Origin of the sequence: Mycolicibacter sp. MU0083, from assembly GCF_963378075.1 — a bacterium.
Classification (GTDB): Bacteria; Actinomycetota; Actinomycetes; order Mycobacteriales; family Mycobacteriaceae; genus Mycobacterium; species Mycobacterium kokjensenii.
Genome location: NZ_OY726394.1, coordinates 1,915,167 through 1,929,711 on the forward strand (window position 1 = coordinate 1,915,167; position 14,545 = coordinate 1,929,711).

At 67.2% G+C, this 14,545-nt stretch carries 13 protein-coding genes; 6 read left to right on the top strand and 7 right to left on the bottom strand.

Features of this window, described 5'->3' with window-relative positions; translation table 11 throughout:
* Positions 1–146: 146 nt before the first annotated feature.
* The 4 genes from RCP38_RS08820 (at position 147) to RCP38_RS08835 (ending at position 6,415) form a co-directional block, all read left to right on the top strand.
* On the top strand, positions 147–1,154 hold the full coding sequence (locus RCP38_RS08820) for an oxygenase MpaB family protein (protein ID WP_308476787.1): 1,008 nt from the start codon (positions 147–149) through the stop codon (positions 1,152–1,154).
* Between the two features lie 127 nt (positions 1,155–1,281).
* Entirely contained in the window at positions 1,282–3,735 is a 2,454-nt protein-coding gene (locus tag RCP38_RS08825; RefSeq protein WP_308476788.1) for an AAA family ATPase, read from the top strand.
* Positions 3,732–4,079: a hypothetical protein gene (locus RCP38_RS08830; RefSeq protein WP_308476789.1), complete on the top strand. Its 348-nt coding sequence runs from the start codon at positions 3,732–3,734 to the stop codon at positions 4,077–4,079. Before RCP38_RS08825 ends, RCP38_RS08830 begins: the two co-directional genes overlap by 4 nt.
* On the top strand, positions 4,052–6,415 hold the full coding sequence (locus RCP38_RS08835; RefSeq protein ID WP_373692474.1) for an AAA family ATPase: 2,364 nt from the start codon (positions 4,052–4,054) through the stop codon (positions 6,413–6,415). Before RCP38_RS08830 ends, RCP38_RS08835 begins: the two co-directional genes overlap by 28 nt.
* A gap of 24 nt (positions 6,416–6,439) precedes the next feature.
* On the opposite strand, the gene RCP38_RS08840 is transcribed toward RCP38_RS08835, so the two are convergent.
* Positions 6,440–7,294, bottom strand: a complete 855-nt coding sequence (locus tag RCP38_RS08840) for an SDR family NAD(P)-dependent oxidoreductase (RefSeq protein WP_308476790.1) — start codon at positions 7,292–7,294, stop codon at positions 6,440–6,442.
* Positions 7,295–7,513: 219 nt separating this feature from the next.
* Between RCP38_RS08840 and RCP38_RS08845 the strand changes: the two genes are divergently transcribed.
* Entirely contained in the window at positions 7,514–8,038 is a 525-nt protein-coding gene (locus tag RCP38_RS08845) for a TetR/AcrR family transcriptional regulator (protein ID WP_308477140.1), read from the top strand.
* A gap of 7 nt (positions 8,039–8,045) precedes the next feature.
* Here the strand turns inward: RCP38_RS08845 and RCP38_RS08850 are convergent, their stop codons facing one another.
* The 4 genes from RCP38_RS08850 to RCP38_RS08865 are packed head-to-tail and all read right to left on the bottom strand — an operon-like array spanning position 8,046 to position 12,565.
* A complete protein-coding gene (locus RCP38_RS08850) occupies positions 8,046–9,077 on the bottom strand; it encodes an amidohydrolase family protein (RefSeq protein ID WP_308476791.1) in 1,032 nt (343 codons plus the stop codon).
* A gap of 16 nt (positions 9,078–9,093) precedes the next feature.
* Positions 9,094–10,110: a VOC family protein gene (locus RCP38_RS08855; RefSeq protein WP_308476792.1), complete on the bottom strand. Its 1,017-nt coding sequence runs from the start codon at positions 10,108–10,110 to the stop codon at positions 9,094–9,096.
* Positions 10,110–10,991: an alpha/beta fold hydrolase gene (locus RCP38_RS08860; RefSeq protein WP_308476793.1), complete on the bottom strand. Its 882-nt coding sequence runs from the start codon at positions 10,989–10,991 to the stop codon at positions 10,110–10,112. The genes RCP38_RS08855 and RCP38_RS08860 overlap by 1 nt, the downstream gene beginning before the upstream one ends.
* On the bottom strand, positions 10,988–12,565 hold the full coding sequence (locus RCP38_RS08865; protein ID WP_308476794.1) for a bifunctional 3-(3-hydroxy-phenyl)propionate/3-hydroxycinnamic acid hydroxylase: 1,578 nt from the start codon (positions 12,563–12,565) through the stop codon (positions 10,988–10,990). Before RCP38_RS08865 ends, RCP38_RS08860 begins: the two co-directional genes overlap by 4 nt.
* Positions 12,566–12,680: 115 nt before the next feature.
* Between RCP38_RS08865 and RCP38_RS08870 the strand changes: the two genes are divergently transcribed.
* Complete coding sequence (locus RCP38_RS08870; RefSeq protein ID WP_308476795.1) at positions 12,681–13,313, top strand: TetR/AcrR family transcriptional regulator; 633 nt, start codon at positions 12,681–12,683, stop codon at positions 13,311–13,313.
* Here RCP38_RS08870 and RCP38_RS08875 read toward each other — a convergent pair whose 3' ends face one another.
* Positions 13,314–13,730: a DUF6319 family protein gene (locus RCP38_RS08875; protein WP_308476796.1), complete on the bottom strand. Its 417-nt coding sequence runs from the start codon at positions 13,728–13,730 to the stop codon at positions 13,314–13,316.
* 116 nt (positions 13,731–13,846) lie between these two features.
* Positions 13,847–14,536, bottom strand: coding sequence for a VldE C-terminal domain-containing protein (locus RCP38_RS08880; protein WP_308476797.1), 690 nt, complete (start codon positions 14,534–14,536; stop codon positions 13,847–13,849).
* Positions 14,537–14,545 lie beyond the last annotated feature (9 nt).

A 14,545-nucleotide genomic window follows, 5' to 3' on the forward strand; every position in this document is an offset into this window, starting at 1 on the left:
TCACCGCTGCCTGCCGCGCCATGCTTTGAGCTGCGGTCCGGTGGCCGACTCCGTCGTTGACCGCAGTTAGGGGTGCTCCTACACTAGCCGAGATTGATAACGCACGTTGTCAGAAACGGTCGACAATGACGGGGGAGTACGCCTTCATGACTCAAGAGACCTCGGACACCTGCCCGGCCGCCGAAGAAGCGCCGATCGCCGCGGGATGTCCGGTGAGCACCGGAGGGTATGACGAACCGGCGATCCCCCTGGGCCCGGACTCGCTGACCTGGAAGTACTTCGGGCAATGGACCGGGCTGTTCCAGGGCACCTGGGCGGGTTCGATGCAGAACATGCACCCGCAACTGGGCGCGGCGGTCAAAGACCACTCGATCTTCTTCATGGAACGCATCCCGCGACTGATGCGGTCGATCTACCCGATCGGCGGCGTGGTGTTCGACGGCTACCGGGCCCCGCAGACCGGCGCGGAGGTCCGCGACTACCACATCGGCATCAAGGGCGTCGACGAACAGGGACGCCGCTACAGCGCGCTGAACCCCGACGTCTTCTACTGGGCGCACGCGACGTTCTTCAAGTCGACGCTGCTGGCCGCCGAGAAGTTCGGCGGCGGCCTGACCGAGGCCGACAAACGGCAACTGTTCGACGAGCACATCCAGTGGTATCGGATGTACGGCATGAGCATGCGGCCGGTGCCCAAGACCTGGGAGGACTTCGAAGCGTACTGGGACCACATGTGCACCGAGGTGTTGGAGAACACCTGGGCCGCCCGTGAGGTGATGGATCTGTCGACCATGCCCAAACATCCTTCGCTGGAATGGATTCCAGACTGGTTGTGGGCGCAGAACCTCAAGGTCATGCAGCACTTCCTGACGTTCATGACGGTGGCCCTCTACGACCCGCCGGTCCGAGAACTGATGGGCTATACCTGGTCTCCGGGCCGGCAGCGGTTGCACGACTATCTGTGCAAGGCGATCACCCTGGTCTCCAAGTACGGTCCCCAGCGTGCGCTGATGCATCCGCGCAAGCGGTCGGCGCTGGACCGCGCCTCGGGCCGTCTGCCGATCGACGCGCCGCTGGTGCAGACCCCGGCGCGCAATCTCCCGCCGGTCGCCTACCGCAACGACCCGCACTTCTACTGCCCGAAGGTGGACTGAGCCGCGCGCAGGCCGCACGGTCTGCTAGCTCGACCCGGCCTGAGCCGGCCGCCGATCCCAGCGCTGCACGCTGCTCACCGTGTCGGAACCATGTGCGAAGCTGCCTGCACAGCAGGAGGTGCATGAGGTGACAGTCGATGGCCCCGACACGTCGGTCGAGGCGGAAGTCTGGAAGCTGTTCGAGGCCGACGACTCGGTCAGCGACGACACCGTCTATCTGGTGGCCGCGGCGTTGCAGGGCGACGAAGAGCTCGTCGACCAGCTCGGCAGTGACCAGCCCATGTCCCAACGGCCCGAGTCCGAGCCGCCGGCACAGGTCACACCGCTGCGGGCTTTCCTGCGGTCGATCACCGTCGAGGGCTTCCGCGGAATCGGGCCCAGCGCGACCCTGGAACTGCGGCCGTACTGCGGGCTGACGGTCGTCAGCGGGCGCAACGGTTCGGGGAAGTCCAGCTTCGCCGAGGCCATGGAATACGCGTTGACCGGTGCGAGCTACCGATTCTCCAAGAAGTCCAAGCATTGGCGCGACTCGTGGCGCAACCTGCACGACACCGGTGGCGCCGCGGTCCGGGTGGAGTTCGCCATGGAACCCGACGACGAGCGCGCCGGGACCACGGCCACCATCGGCGTGGACTGGGCCGCCGACGCCGAGCTCGACGACGCCCAGCGCTGGGCGCAGATCAAGGGGCAGAAGAAGACCGGGATCGAAGCACTCGGCTGGGAGCAGGCGCTCCTGACCCACCGGCCGCTGATGTCCTACGACGAACTCGGCGGGTTGCTGGAGGATGCGCCGTCGACGCTCTACGACGCACTCAACCGACTGTTGGGCCTCGACGAGATCGCCGACGCCGACCGTCGTCTCAAGGACGCCGAAAGACGACTCGGCCTGCGGCGCAAAGCCGCCAACGACGCACGGACACAACTGGTCCGGCAGCTGGACGCGGCCGCCGATCCCCGCGCCGACCAGATTAAGAAGCTGATCGCCCGCAAACCCTACGACCTCGAGGCAGTCTCGGCGATCGTGCTGGGCACCACGACCGACCAGGCCGCTGCCATCGCACGGCTTCGGACGATCGCCGAAGTCGTCGTGCCCGATCCGGCCACCGCCGCCGGCGTGGCCAACGAGCTACGAGCGGCCATCGACGCCAACGTATCCGGCACAGACGCGGCGGTTAAGGCGCTGACGGCGCGGGCGACCCTGCTGCGCGAAGCGCTGCATCTGCACCAGAACATCGCCGGTGGGCCCTGCCCGGTGTGTGAGACCGGCACCCTCGACCAGCAGTGGTACGACGCCGCGGTGGGGCGGCTGCAGGAACTCGACGCCGGCACCGCCGAGCATCAAGCCGTGACGCAACGACTGGTGCGGGCACGCGAGGCGGCGGAGAGCTTTTTCGGGAAGGTGTCGGCCGTCCCGGCGGTCGACGGTGTCGAGCTGGTGGCGCTGTCGCTCTTCGACGACGCGCTCACGCAAGCGCAGGCCAGGACCGAAAGCCTGTCGGATCTTCCGACGCACCTGGAATCGGCCGCGGTGAAGCTCGCCGATGCGGCGGAACTGCTGCGCGAGGAGGCGGCGCAGCGTGCCGGTGAGCTGGAAGACGCCTGGGCGCCGGTGGCCCGGGCCGTGGCCGCCTGGGTGGATCAGGAAAGCGCGGCCCGCACCGATGACGACCGGTTGGGCAAGGTCACGACCGCGGTCAAATGGCTACGCACCAACGCCGAGACGTTGCGCGCCCGCCGGATCGCCCCGGTCGTGACTCAGGCCCAAGACATCTGGCGCCAGATGCGCCATGAGAGCAACGTCGACCTCGGCGGTATCTCCCTGGAGGGAACGGCCACCCGGCGGAAAGCCGTGGTGGAAGGAACCGTCGACGGTGTGCCCGCCGGTGCGTTGTCGGTGATGAGCCAAGGCGAGCTGCACGCGTTGGCGCTTGCCCTGTTCATCCCTCGTGCGACGACGCCGGCCAGCCCGTTCCGCTTCATCGTGCTCGACGACCCGATCCAGGCCATGGACCCGGCCAAGATCAACGGCTTCCTCGACGTGCTTCTCGAACTGGCCCAGACACGCCAGGTGATCGTGTTCTCCCACGACGATCGATTGCCCGCCGCGATCCGTGCCCGCTCCCTGCCGGCGCAGCTCCTCGACGTCACCCGCGAGCCGGGATCGGTGGTGATGGTCAAGGAGAACGATTCGCCGGCGCACCGCTACATCGCCGACGCCGAGGCCGTCATCCGCGACGACAACCTCGATGACACGGTGAAGAGGAAGGCGACCCCGGGCTTGTTCCGGATGGCCGTCGAGGCCGCCGCACATCAACGCTTCTTCACCGACCAGGCTCGGGCGGGGGCGAACTATCAACAGTCCGAACAAGTATGGGAGAACACGAAGAAGACCAGGCAGCGCGTCGCGCTGGCCCTCACCGGCGACGCCGACGGCGACATATCCGGGTGGTCGGTCTACCGGCAACACCGGCGCCCCACCTTGGACATCTGCGGTTCGGGCGTCCACACGGGTGCGGCACTCGGCGACGGGGCCATCGCGGATCTGCGGCGAACGGTCCTCGACATCATCGCGGACCGATGACCGACACCGCCAAAGCGCTGCTCGCCCGCGCCGAGGAACTGCTCGCCGCATCCGACGGTGGGGCAGTGGGCAACTCGGCACGCCTGGCGGCGGTGCTGGCCCGCCAGGCGGTGGAGGACCTCATCGATGCGCGCTGCGCCGAACTCTGCGGTGTGCCGGCCATCGGCGGGCGCTGGAAATCCAAACTGGCCGTGCTCAAGTCGCTCGACACCTCACCGGCCGGGGGAATCCTGATCGGCGCCTGGCACCAGTTGACCGGCTTCTGCCACCAGCACGCCTATCAACTGTCTCCGACGGTGGGCGAGGTCCGGTCCCAGTGCGACGCGGTGGCGCGGTGCTGCTGACCGAGGAGTTCCGCGAGGCGCTGGGACTGCTGGCGGCAGGGCAGAACCTGTTCCTCACCGGTAAGGCCGGCACGGGTAAGTCGACGCTCATCCGGCACTTCATGGCCGACACCGACCGCAACGTGGTGGTGGTAGCCCCGACGGGGATCGCCGCCCTCAACGTCGACGGCCACACCATCCACCGATTGTTCGGGTTTCGGCCCACCACCACGCTCGCCGACGTGCTGGGCGGGGGCTACCGGCCCGGACGGTTCGCCAGCACCTTGGGCAAGCTGCAGACGCTGATCATCGACGAGGCATCCATGGTGCGCGCCGACGTGTTCGACATGATCGCCGCGGCATTGCAGCGGTTCGGCCCCGAACCGGGAACACCGTTCGGCGGTGTCCAGGTGGTGTTGGTCGGCGATCTCTACCAGTTGCCGCCGGTGGTCACCGAGGGCGAACAGCACCACTTCTCGACCACCTACGACACGCCGTATTTCTTCTCGGCCAAGGCGTTCAACCGCGCGGACTTCCCGAGCGTGTCGTTGACGACGGTGTTCCGTCAACTCGGCGACGACCGGATGACCGCGATCCTCAACGAGATTCGGGAAGGCGTGTTGCTGGGACACGCCCAGCAACACCTGGATGCGCGGGTGGACCCCGACTTCGTCCCACCCGACGACGAATTCTGGTTGACCCTGGCACCGACCAACCGACTGGTGACCGCCCGCAACCGCCAACACCTGGAGCGCCTGCCCGGCGACGAACTGGTGCATCGCGCCACCGAATCCGGTGACCTGTCGCTGTTCGAGAAGCCGATCGAGGACGAACTGCGATTCAAGGTCGGCGCCCAGGTGATGATGCTCAACAACGACCAGGCCGACCGCTGGGTCAACGGCTCGATCGGGCGCGTGCTCGGGGTGGGCTACGACCGCTACGGTGCGGTGGTCGAGGTCGAGTTCCCCAACGGCGACGTCGCCGAGGTCACCCCGTTCACCTGGGAGGCCACCCGCCCGGTGATCGAGGGCGCGACGCTGCGTCGCGATGTGGTGGGCACCTTCACCCAACTGCCGTTCAAACTGGCCTGGGCCATCACGATCCACAAGAGCCAGGGACAGACGCTGGACCGGCTGGTGGTGGACCTGTCCGGCGGCATGTTCTCCACCGGCCAGCTGTATGTGGCGTTGAGCCGCTGCACCTCGTTGGCCGGTCTGGTGCTCAAACGCCCGGTGCTGCCCAAGGACCTCAAGGTCGACCGCCGCATCGCCCGGTTCCTGCGCGCCTCGACCGATCCGCAACGGTCGAGGCGGTTCTGCGCGATCGGTCTGCTGACCGTCGGCGACGAGGGCCGGATGTCGCGACCGCGCCCGGTCGAACTGGCGGTGGCGTTCGACGACGGCACCGCGATCTCGACCCTGATCAACCCGCAGCGCGATCTGGCCGACGCCCGGCAGGCCTACGGCATCGGTGTGGCCGATGTGCTGCTGGCGCCGACTCTGCGCGAAGCCTGGGCGGTGATCGCACCGATGCTGGCCGGATGCACGCCGGTGGGCCCCAAACTCGATGAGACGTTGGGACTGATCGACTTCGAACTCAAACGGCTCGGTCGCGTCGTACCCATGCCGTTGGGAATCGAACTGCGGGGAAGCCGGGGAACCGGTGAAACGGCGCTGCAGCGGGCCACGGCGGCGCTGGCCGCACTCGATACCGTGGACCTGGTTGGGGGCTCGTCGCCGTTCGAGGATCCCGACGATGACGATGCGGTGGCTGGACTTCTGATCAGTCGTGATCCCGACATCAGCACCCCTGCCGCCGAACACCTTCCGGCGCTGTCCGCACTGCTGCGGGTCAGTCGCGGACTGGGGTCGATCCTGTTGGGCACCGCGCACGCCGACGCGGTGACACCGGAGGCCGAGACCGGTTGGGAACACACCGCCCGCCGATCGGCCGCCGATCAACTCATGCTGGCGGCAACCCGGAACCGGTTACCCGCCGAGGTGCTGGCCCGTCTGCAGGATGCATTGCAGGCGTTGGGCGCCGGCGAGTTGAGCGCCGAGCTGGTTGCAACGGCGTCGACGGCGGAGAAAATCGACACGGTGCTGGTGCCCGGCGCCCGGATCTGCTTCACCGGAACCGCGGTCGACGGACACGGCCGGATCATGGAGCGTGACGAGACGGAACGGCTGGCCGCTTCGGCCGGGCTGGCGCCGGTGCGCACGGTGACCAAGACGCGGTGCGACGTGTTGGTGATCGCCGAGGCCGGGACGCAGTCCGGGAAGGCCCGCAAGGCGCAGGAGTACGGCAAGCCGGTGTTCACCGTCGACGAGTTCCTGGAGTGGCTCACCCGCCGTTGAGCGCCGGCCGCCGGCGCCGGGAGATCAGCGGAGCAGTGCGGCCCCGCCGTCGAGTCGGATCTGCTGGCCGGTCATGAACCGCGACTCGTCGGCCAGCAGGTAGAGCACCGCATAGGCCGTCTCCCATGCGCTGGCCCGACCCATCTTCAGTTTCACCACGTCCCGGTGGGCCTGCTCCGCTTCGGCGGGGGTCTGCTCGAACAGGGTCTGGCAGTCATGGTTGGCCAGGTTCGAGTCGATGGGGCCGAGCATCAAGGTGTTGGCCCGGACTCCCGACGCGGCGAACTGTGCGGCGGTCAGTTCGGTGATGTAGTTCAGTCCGCATTTGCCCAGCGCGTAGGGCATGATGCGGATGTTCAGGCCGATCTCGTTCTTCACACTGGCGATCGACGAGATGTTGACGATGCTGCCCGTGGTGTCGCCGTCGTTGCGTTCCATGCATTGCGCCGCAAACAGATTGCAGTAGTAGCCCCCGAGCATGTTCACGTTGATGCCGTGATCGAAGTCGGCGGTGGTCATGGTGTCGGTTTCGGCGTCGAACGGCGGATTGATCGCGACGCTGTAGACCATTCCGTCGACGCGGCCGCTGCGCTGCATCGTCACGTCGAAGATCCGGCGGCAGTCCTCCTTGTCGGAGACGTCGGCGATCACCGGGTAGCTCGTACCGCCTTCGGCGGCGATCATGTCGACGGTCTCGCGGGCGGCGGCCTCGTTCTTGTCGACCACCACCACCTCGGCACCGTGGCGGGCCGCCATGATGGCGCTGGCGCGCCCGTTGCCGATCTGGGGACCCGGCATCTGGCCGCCGCCGACAACGACGACAACCTTGCCCGACAGGTCGAAGGGAGTGTGATCGATGTTGCCGAATTGCGCTGACATGTTCCTTCTTTCGGACTCCTCGGGCGGTGGCGCCGCGCCTGTCTTCGGGCGCTTCGCCCGCTACAAAAACTGACCAATCGTAAAGGCAATACCTGACCAACCGTACAGTAGTAACCTGTACGAATGGTCAGTAAAGTGCGCGGTGTTAGCAACGCAACACCGGGACGGTTCCCGTCGGACACGCCACCGTCGGCCCACGGGCTCACCCGTCGGCGACTGATGGATGCCGCCGTGGATCTCTTTGGCCGCCACAGCGTCGCCGGAACCTCGTTGCAGATGATCTCCGATGCGCTGGGCCTGACGAAATCCGCTATCTACCACCACTTCCGCACCCGCGACGAACTTCTCGGAGCCATTCTGGAGCCGCTCGTCGCCCAGCTCGCCGAATTGCTGCAGGCGGTCGACGACGTGCGGGGGGCGCGGGCGCGGGCGGACCGGATGCTGGTCGGCTACGTCTCTCTGGCCGTGGCCAATCGCCGGCTCATCCCGATCCTGCGCGGCGATCCCGGCGTCGTCGCCTACCTGCGCACCCGGCCCGAATGGGACGCCATGGTGCGTCGGCAGTTGGAGATCCTGGCCGGGGCGGAACCCGGGGTGACCGGCCAGGTACGGGCCGCCCTCGTGATGGCGGGAATCAGTTCGACGGTCGGACTGCCCTTCAACGGGCTCGACGACGACGGGCTTCGCGACGAACTGCTGTCCACCTGCCGGCGGACGCTGGGATTGCGCGCCCCGCGGGGATGACGGGCGGTCAGCGGGTAGCCATCATCCGTGCCACCGTGCGCATGACTACCCGGCCGGCATTGCGCCGTATTCGAGCGGGTAACGGTACGGAGTTGGGTAGCTGGGGGCCAGGCCCCAACCGGGGAAACAGCGCCAACGCATTGGTGCGCTCGATGGCAGTGCGCGTGCCGGGATCCAGCGGATAGTTCTCCAGGTCGGCCGCGAACAATTGTGAGGCGGCCAACGGGGCGAACGGCCAATCCGAACCGAACGTGACGTGGCCCGGCTTGGCGAAAGCCAACAGACTGGGCAGGGCGGCGGGGCTGGAGGACAGTGCGGTGTCGAAGTAGAAGTCCGCGAAGTCATCGAGGCTGTCGGCGGGGCTGGCACCGGTATCGCCTAGCAGGGATACCGCCATCCGGTGGGCCGCGTAGGGCACAAATCCGCCGCCATGGCTGAGCATGAATTTGATGTTCGGATAGCGGCGTTTGATTCCGTTGCGTACCAACAGGTATGCGGCGCGGGTGGTGTCGAGTAGAAAATCCGCGGCAAACGCGGGAATCCCGTCGACCCCGCGTCCGGGCAGATGAGCAGGGTGGATGAACACCACAGCCGCGCGAGCGTCGAGTGCGGCGAACAGGTCGTCCTGTCCCGGCCGGCCGAGGTAGGTCCCCGAACTGTTGGCCAGCAGTACCACCCCGTCGGCGCCGAGGACATCGAGGGCCCGGATGGCTTCGTCGACCGCGGCATCGACATGGGGCAGTGGCACGGTGGCGAAGAAGCCGAACCGGGCGGGGTGCTCGGCGACCAGTGCCGCGGAGTAATCGTTGATGTCACGGGCCAGGGCCGTGGCATCGGCGGGCTCGGGCAGAAATGTGGTGCCCGGCGTCGACACCGACAAGATGGCGGTATCGATGTCGAGTGCGATCATCGTCTCTAGTGATGCCTCGGCACTCCACTGCGGCAATTCCCGCCCGCCGGCGTCTGTGATCCCGGCTCGCTGCAGTGCCGCCCGGTACAACGGCGGCAGGCAGTGGTGGTGGGTGTCGATGCGACTCATCGTCGGTGTCCTTTCCTTAGTCCGGGATACCGGCGCCGGAAAGGGCGGGGACCGGATCCTCCCGGCGTAGCAGCGACTGGGCGCCGTTCCTGGCCTGGGCGAGTTTGTCGATCAGGTTCCAGCCTTCGGGACGATGGCCCCAGCTGCTGATCCCCCGGTGGGTGGTCGGCGTCCAGGTGCGTTCATCGACGACGATCGGATTCCACCCCACCTCCCACTCGAAACCGGACGGTGTCTTGGCATAGAAAGACAACTCCCGATCATTCGTGTGTTGGCCGATACCCAGCGCAATCGAGAAGCCCAGCTCCTTGACCCGTCGGTAGCCGGTGGCCAAGTCCTCGAGGTCGGCGACTTCGATGTTGAGATGTTGGACGCGGGTTCGGATCGGGTTGATTGGCAACCGGTTCACCGCGGCGATCGCGATCGAATGGTGGCGTTGGTTGACTCGCAGGAATCGGATCTTGACCCCCACACCGCTGATGGTCTCATCGATATAGTCCGACAGTCGTGCATCGAACACGGTGCTGAAGTAGCCGCGCATCTGGTGGGGGTGCTTGGTGGTGAGGGCTACGTGTCCGATCCCCGATGCGCCGGTGACGAACCCGCCGACATTGACCATGCGCAACGCAACCTTGTCCCCGCAGCCCCCGGTGAAGATCTCCTGTGCGAGACCGTTCGGGCCCGGCAAGCGGACGAGCCGTTCGACGCCACGTAACGCCCGCTGTTCGGCGCTTGCTTCAGCGACGGGAACGCCGCGGCCGGTGACGCGGGCCAGGATCTCGGTGAAGGTGTCGTGATCGTCGACCTGCCAACCCAGCGCGGTGACGTCTTCGGCGGGTCCGCGTTGCAACAGGAAGCGGCACGGCTGGTCGTCGAGACGGAAACGCATGGCGTCGGGCAGGGTTTCGTCGATGTGCATGCCGATGGCGTCGCGGCCGAAGCGGCGCCAGTCGGCGAACCTTCGGGTTTCGATCACGACATAGCCGAGGCGGACGTTGCCGAAAACCGGGATGCGCTGCTGCGGCTCAGACATCACGGTTCCCGGTGGGTAAGCGTGGAGTCGGGCCGCAGGAAGTCGACGACCAGCCGATTGAACAGCTCCGCGCGTTCCCATTGCATCCAGTGTCCGGTGTGCGAGGTCATCACCAGTTCCGCGTTCGGCATCGTGTTGAGCAGCAGCGGTCCACCGGAGGGCCGGTTGACCTTGTCGTCGCGGCCCCACAGCACCAAGGTCGGAACGGTGCAGCGTTTCAGCCGCGGATCCCGGGTGAGATCCATCCGCCACAGCGTGCGCAGCGCGGTGGGGCCCGACGGGCGACGCAACGGCGGCTCGGCGACCACCTCGGGGTCGACGGAAGCGTTGTAGCGCAGGTCGATCAGTTCATCGGGGACCGAGGAACCGTCGTAGACCAGATAGGTGCGGATGAAGGATTCCAGTTTGGCCCGGCTGGGTCCATCACCGCGGTAGTAACCGAGCAGGCTGTTGAGTCCGGCGGTCGGCAGGCCGCGGGTGGTACCGATACCGCCGGGCCCCATCAGCACCAGCTTGTTTACCCGGTCGGGATCGTCGAGAGCCAGACGCAGGGCGGCCGCACCACCGTAGGAATTGCCGACCAGGTGCGCGGCGTCCACCCCGACAGAGTCCAACAGCCCGCAGACAGCGCGTGCGAGAGCACCGAAAGGGTCGCGCTGGTCGAGTGTCTTGGTGGACCGGCCGTAACCGGGCATATCGGGGACGACCACCCGGAAATGGGCTGCGAGCGCATCGATGTTGCGGGAGTAGTTCGATACCCCGGATGCGCCCGGCCCCCCGCCGTGCAGCAGCACGACCGCCGGCCCGTGGCCGGCTTCGGCGTAGAACAGCGGGCGCCCGTCGACGGTGACGGTGTGTTCGGTCAGTGCGGTCGCGGTCATGTGCGGACTCCGTCTCGGGTGAGCATGCGGATGGGATCGGTGACCTGGCAAGGCGGTGGGGGAAGGGGACGTCCCGACGCGGCCGCGGCATAGACGAATCCATCCGGTCGGATCACCAGGGCAGCAGCGTTTTTGCCGCGCAACCATGCGGTCAGGGTGCCGTCGTGGTCGCCGATCTCGCCGCCGATCTGCAAGATCGGAACGCCGATCGTCGACCAGGCGGCTGCACCGACGGGAGGATCGCCGAGGTGCAGCAGGATCCACCGTCCCGCCAGGATCTGATCCAGGCGCACGGTGGCCCCGGTGATTCGGTCGACCACTCGGGGCTGGGGAATCTGCCAGCCCGCGGCGCTCTGCCGGTTTCGGTATGACCGGCGGCCGGTGCGGACGAAGAACCCCTCCCGGTAGCGGGCGTCGGGAATCCAGTAGAGCTTCTGGCCGCCGGCCAGGACGCCGGGCAGCTTGGTCAGGGCACGAAGGGAGTGGTTGCGCAGCGCCGCGATCATCGGGCGCCGTTCGGTGATGACGCGTCCGACGAACACCGCTCGGCGGGTGACCTCGATGACGTGTGGTTTGCGTTCGGCCTCATAGGAATCCAACAGCGGCTCGGAGATCTGTCCACGCAAGACCGCCGCGATCTTCCAGCACAGGTTGGCCACGTCGCGGACCCCGGCGGACATGCCCTGCCCTATCCAGGGCGGCATCGCATGGGCGGCGTCACCGGCAAGGAAGATCCGCCCGACGCGCCAGCGGTCGGCGACCCGAACGTGATGGCTGTAGACCACGGCGCGTAGCACGTCGACGTGGTCCTCGGTGATGCCCTGCTCGCTCAGCACCTTCCAGACCGAGTCATGGCTGACCAGGGTCGCGGTGTCTTCGTCGGCACGGGCCGGAAATTCCCACCGGTGGTGTCCGAGCGGGGTCGGACAGTCGACGGTGGGACGGGACGGATTGCAATGAAACCGCAAGCGGTCGTGGGCATCCCATTCCCGGTGAACCTTGGTGTCGATCACGACCCAGCGTTCGGCATAGGTGGTCCCGGAGTAACCGACGCCGAGCCGTCCGCGGGTGGGAGACGATCCGCCGTCGGCGGCGATAACGTAGCGGGCACGCACCGTGCGGGAGCCATCCGCGGAGGCCAGTACCAGCGTGACGTGCTCGGCGCCGTTCACGGTCTGCACGGCCTCGTGCTCGAGCAGCACCTCGACGTTCGGGAACCGTGCAACACCGGCACGCAGCACCCGGTCGACGGCCGGCTGGTAGAGGAACTGCTGCGGTGGATGCCCGCTACCGCGCGAGGTGATGGTGGTCTCGATGAACGGCACCCCGTGGGCGTCGACGAAGGCGACGGGTCGATCCGGCAGCATGTCGCGCTGTAACCGGTCGGCCAATCCCACCGCCTGCCAGATCCGTAGTACCTCTTCGTCGGTGGAGATCGCTCGCGCACGCTGGTAGATGTCGCTGTCGCGTTCCACGACCAGGACGTCCAAGCCCAGCTGGCCGAGCAGATTGGCAGCGGTGGCGCCGGTGGGGCCGTAGCCGATGATCGCGACGTCGTAGGTTTTCTCGCTCACGCCCCTGGTCCATTTCGTTCGGAGCCGTGCGTCCGCCGACACTTGGCCTATAGTGATCGCTACGGTAATGTAGTGATCGCTACAGGGTCAAGGGTGTGTAGAGAATGGGGGGGCGATGGCCGACAACGAAGCAACCCCGACCCGGCGCCGGCGCGCCGATGGTGACATCTCCCGGCGACGGATCCTGGACGCAGCCGGCGAGATCGCCGCCGAGCGTGGTTACGAGGGCACCAGCATCAGTGCCGTCAGCGCCAAATGCGGACTGCCGGCCAGTTCGATCTATTGGCACTTCAAGGACAAAGACGATCTGCTGGCCGCAGTCATCGAGCGAAGTTTCGCGACGTGGCTCACCGGGTGGGAGCTGCCCGCCGACGGTTCGGCGCGCGAACGCCTGGAGGTCGTGGCCGCCCAGACCGCGAAGGCGCTGCTGGATTCGCCGGACTTCATCCGGCTCGGCCTGATGTTGGCTCTGGAGCGGCGTCCCGTCGAGCCACGTGCCCGCGCCAAATTCCTGACCGTTCGCGCCCAGGCGCACGATGCCCTGGTCGCCGGCCTCGGCGAACTGACCCCTGGCCTGACCGACGCCCAGGTTCGGCAGGTTGCCACGTATGCCTTGGCGGGCGCGGACGGATTGTTCATCACCAAGGAGATCGGCGGCGACTCGGTCGATCTGGTGGCGATGTTCGAACTGCACGCCCGCGCGGTCTATGCCACCGCCCAGGCCATGCTGCGGGAGACGGCCGGCTGATCAGTCCAAGTCGGCCAGCGCTTTGCGGGCAGCCTCGAGCTCGGCTTCCAGTGCCGCCACCCGGGCCGCCTGCTGCGACCGGGCCTCGTTCATCAGCGATTCGATGGGCCCGAAGATCTCCTCGTGCAGTTCCTTGGCGGCGCGCGACACCGCAGCGGCCGAGATGGCGAGGTTGCGCACCAGATAGGTGCTGCCCTGCTTGATCTCGCCGCGCCATTCGCCGTCGGCGGTGCCGGTGACGGCCAGGGTCAACTCGAACGTCTTGGCCTTCTTGCCGGCACCCTTTCTGCCCGAGGCTTTGGGCTGAGGGTCGGCGGGTGCGGGTTCGGGGGCGGGCCCCGGCTGCGGCGTCGGGTGCACCGGGAAGTCGTCGGGGGCGGTGGCCGGCGCAGCTACGGCGAATGCGGGTGCGGTCATTGCGTCGAACTCCTTCTCGTCGGCGCCCGCCGAGCGCGGGCTGCCCTGCGACAAAGATTAGAACACACGTTCGACAAATTTGGGGTCCGCGGCGCGGGCGTGGCGAGGGTCGCCGGTCAATCCGGTGGGGCCGGGGTCATCGAGGTGACGAAGTAGGTCTCCTGCCCGGTGGGATAACCGCCGCCGTCGGTGGCGATGTGGACGTGGTCGTAGTGGTTGGCGGTTTCGTTGCCCAGGTCCGACGTCCAATCGCCGCCGCCGACACCCGGGTAGATCTTCTGGCGCCAGATGACGTGGTTGACCCCCCAGCGCTTGGCGTTCGCCAGGGCGTAACCGGCGATCTGGTCGCCGAGCGCGATCCCGGACTCGCTGTGATAGTCGGGGATCATCACGTCGATGGCCAGCCCGTTGGGATGCCATTTCAGCGGGTCCTGCCGGTAGCCGTAAATGGTCTTGATCTCTTGGAACAGCACGCTCAGGGTGCGGGCGGCCCAGATGGTCTTGACCTGCAGGCCGTTCTCCGGCGCCGGTCCGGGCGGAAGGGGGAAGGCGAACTGCTGGCCCTCGGTGGGCATCGGCACATTGGCGGCCAGCGCTGCGGCCTCGGCGGGATTGGCGATGCGCATCCCTTCGAAGGGTTGCGCATGCGGCAGCGACGGCGGCGGCGGCGCGGCGGTGGCGGTCTCCGTGGGCTGGGGTGCCGCGTCGTCGGTGTGCTGCGCATAGATCAGCGCCGCCGAGACCGCCAGCGAGGTCACAATGGCCAGACTGCGACCGCAGAAGCGCGCGATCTTTCGTCCGTCCACCTAGAGCAC

Excerpts from the sequence above, each read along its gene's own strand:
- RCP38_RS08855 (WP_308476792.1), bottom strand. The coding sequence starts at position 10,110 with ATGTCTGAGCCGCAGCAGCGCATCCCGGTTTTCGGCAACGTCCGCCTC.
- RCP38_RS08830 (WP_308476789.1), top strand. The coding sequence starts at position 3,732 with ATGACCGACACCGCCAAAGCGCTGCTCGCCCGCGCCGAGGAACTGCTC.
- RCP38_RS08840 (WP_308476790.1), bottom strand. The coding sequence starts at position 7,294 with ATGTCAGCGCAATTCGGCAACATCGATCACACTCCCTTCGACCTGTCG.
- RCP38_RS08820 (WP_308476787.1), top strand. The coding sequence starts at position 147 with ATGACTCAAGAGACCTCGGACACCTGCCCGGCCGCCGAAGAAGCGCCG.
- RCP38_RS08845 (WP_308477140.1), top strand. The coding sequence starts at position 7,514 with ATGGATGCCGCCGTGGATCTCTTTGGCCGCCACAGCGTCGCCGGAACC.
- RCP38_RS08875 (WP_308476796.1), bottom strand. The coding sequence starts at position 13,730 with ATGACCGCACCCGCATTCGCCGTAGCTGCGCCGGCCACCGCCCCCGAC.
- RCP38_RS08860 (WP_308476793.1), bottom strand. The coding sequence starts at position 10,991 with ATGACCGCGACCGCACTGACCGAACACACCGTCACCGTCGACGGGCGC.
- RCP38_RS08850 (WP_308476791.1), bottom strand. The coding sequence starts at position 9,077 with ATGAGTCGCATCGACACCCACCACCACTGCCTGCCGCCGTTGTACCGG.
- RCP38_RS08870 (WP_308476795.1), top strand. The coding sequence starts at position 12,681 with ATGGCCGACAACGAAGCAACCCCGACCCGGCGCCGGCGCGCCGATGGT.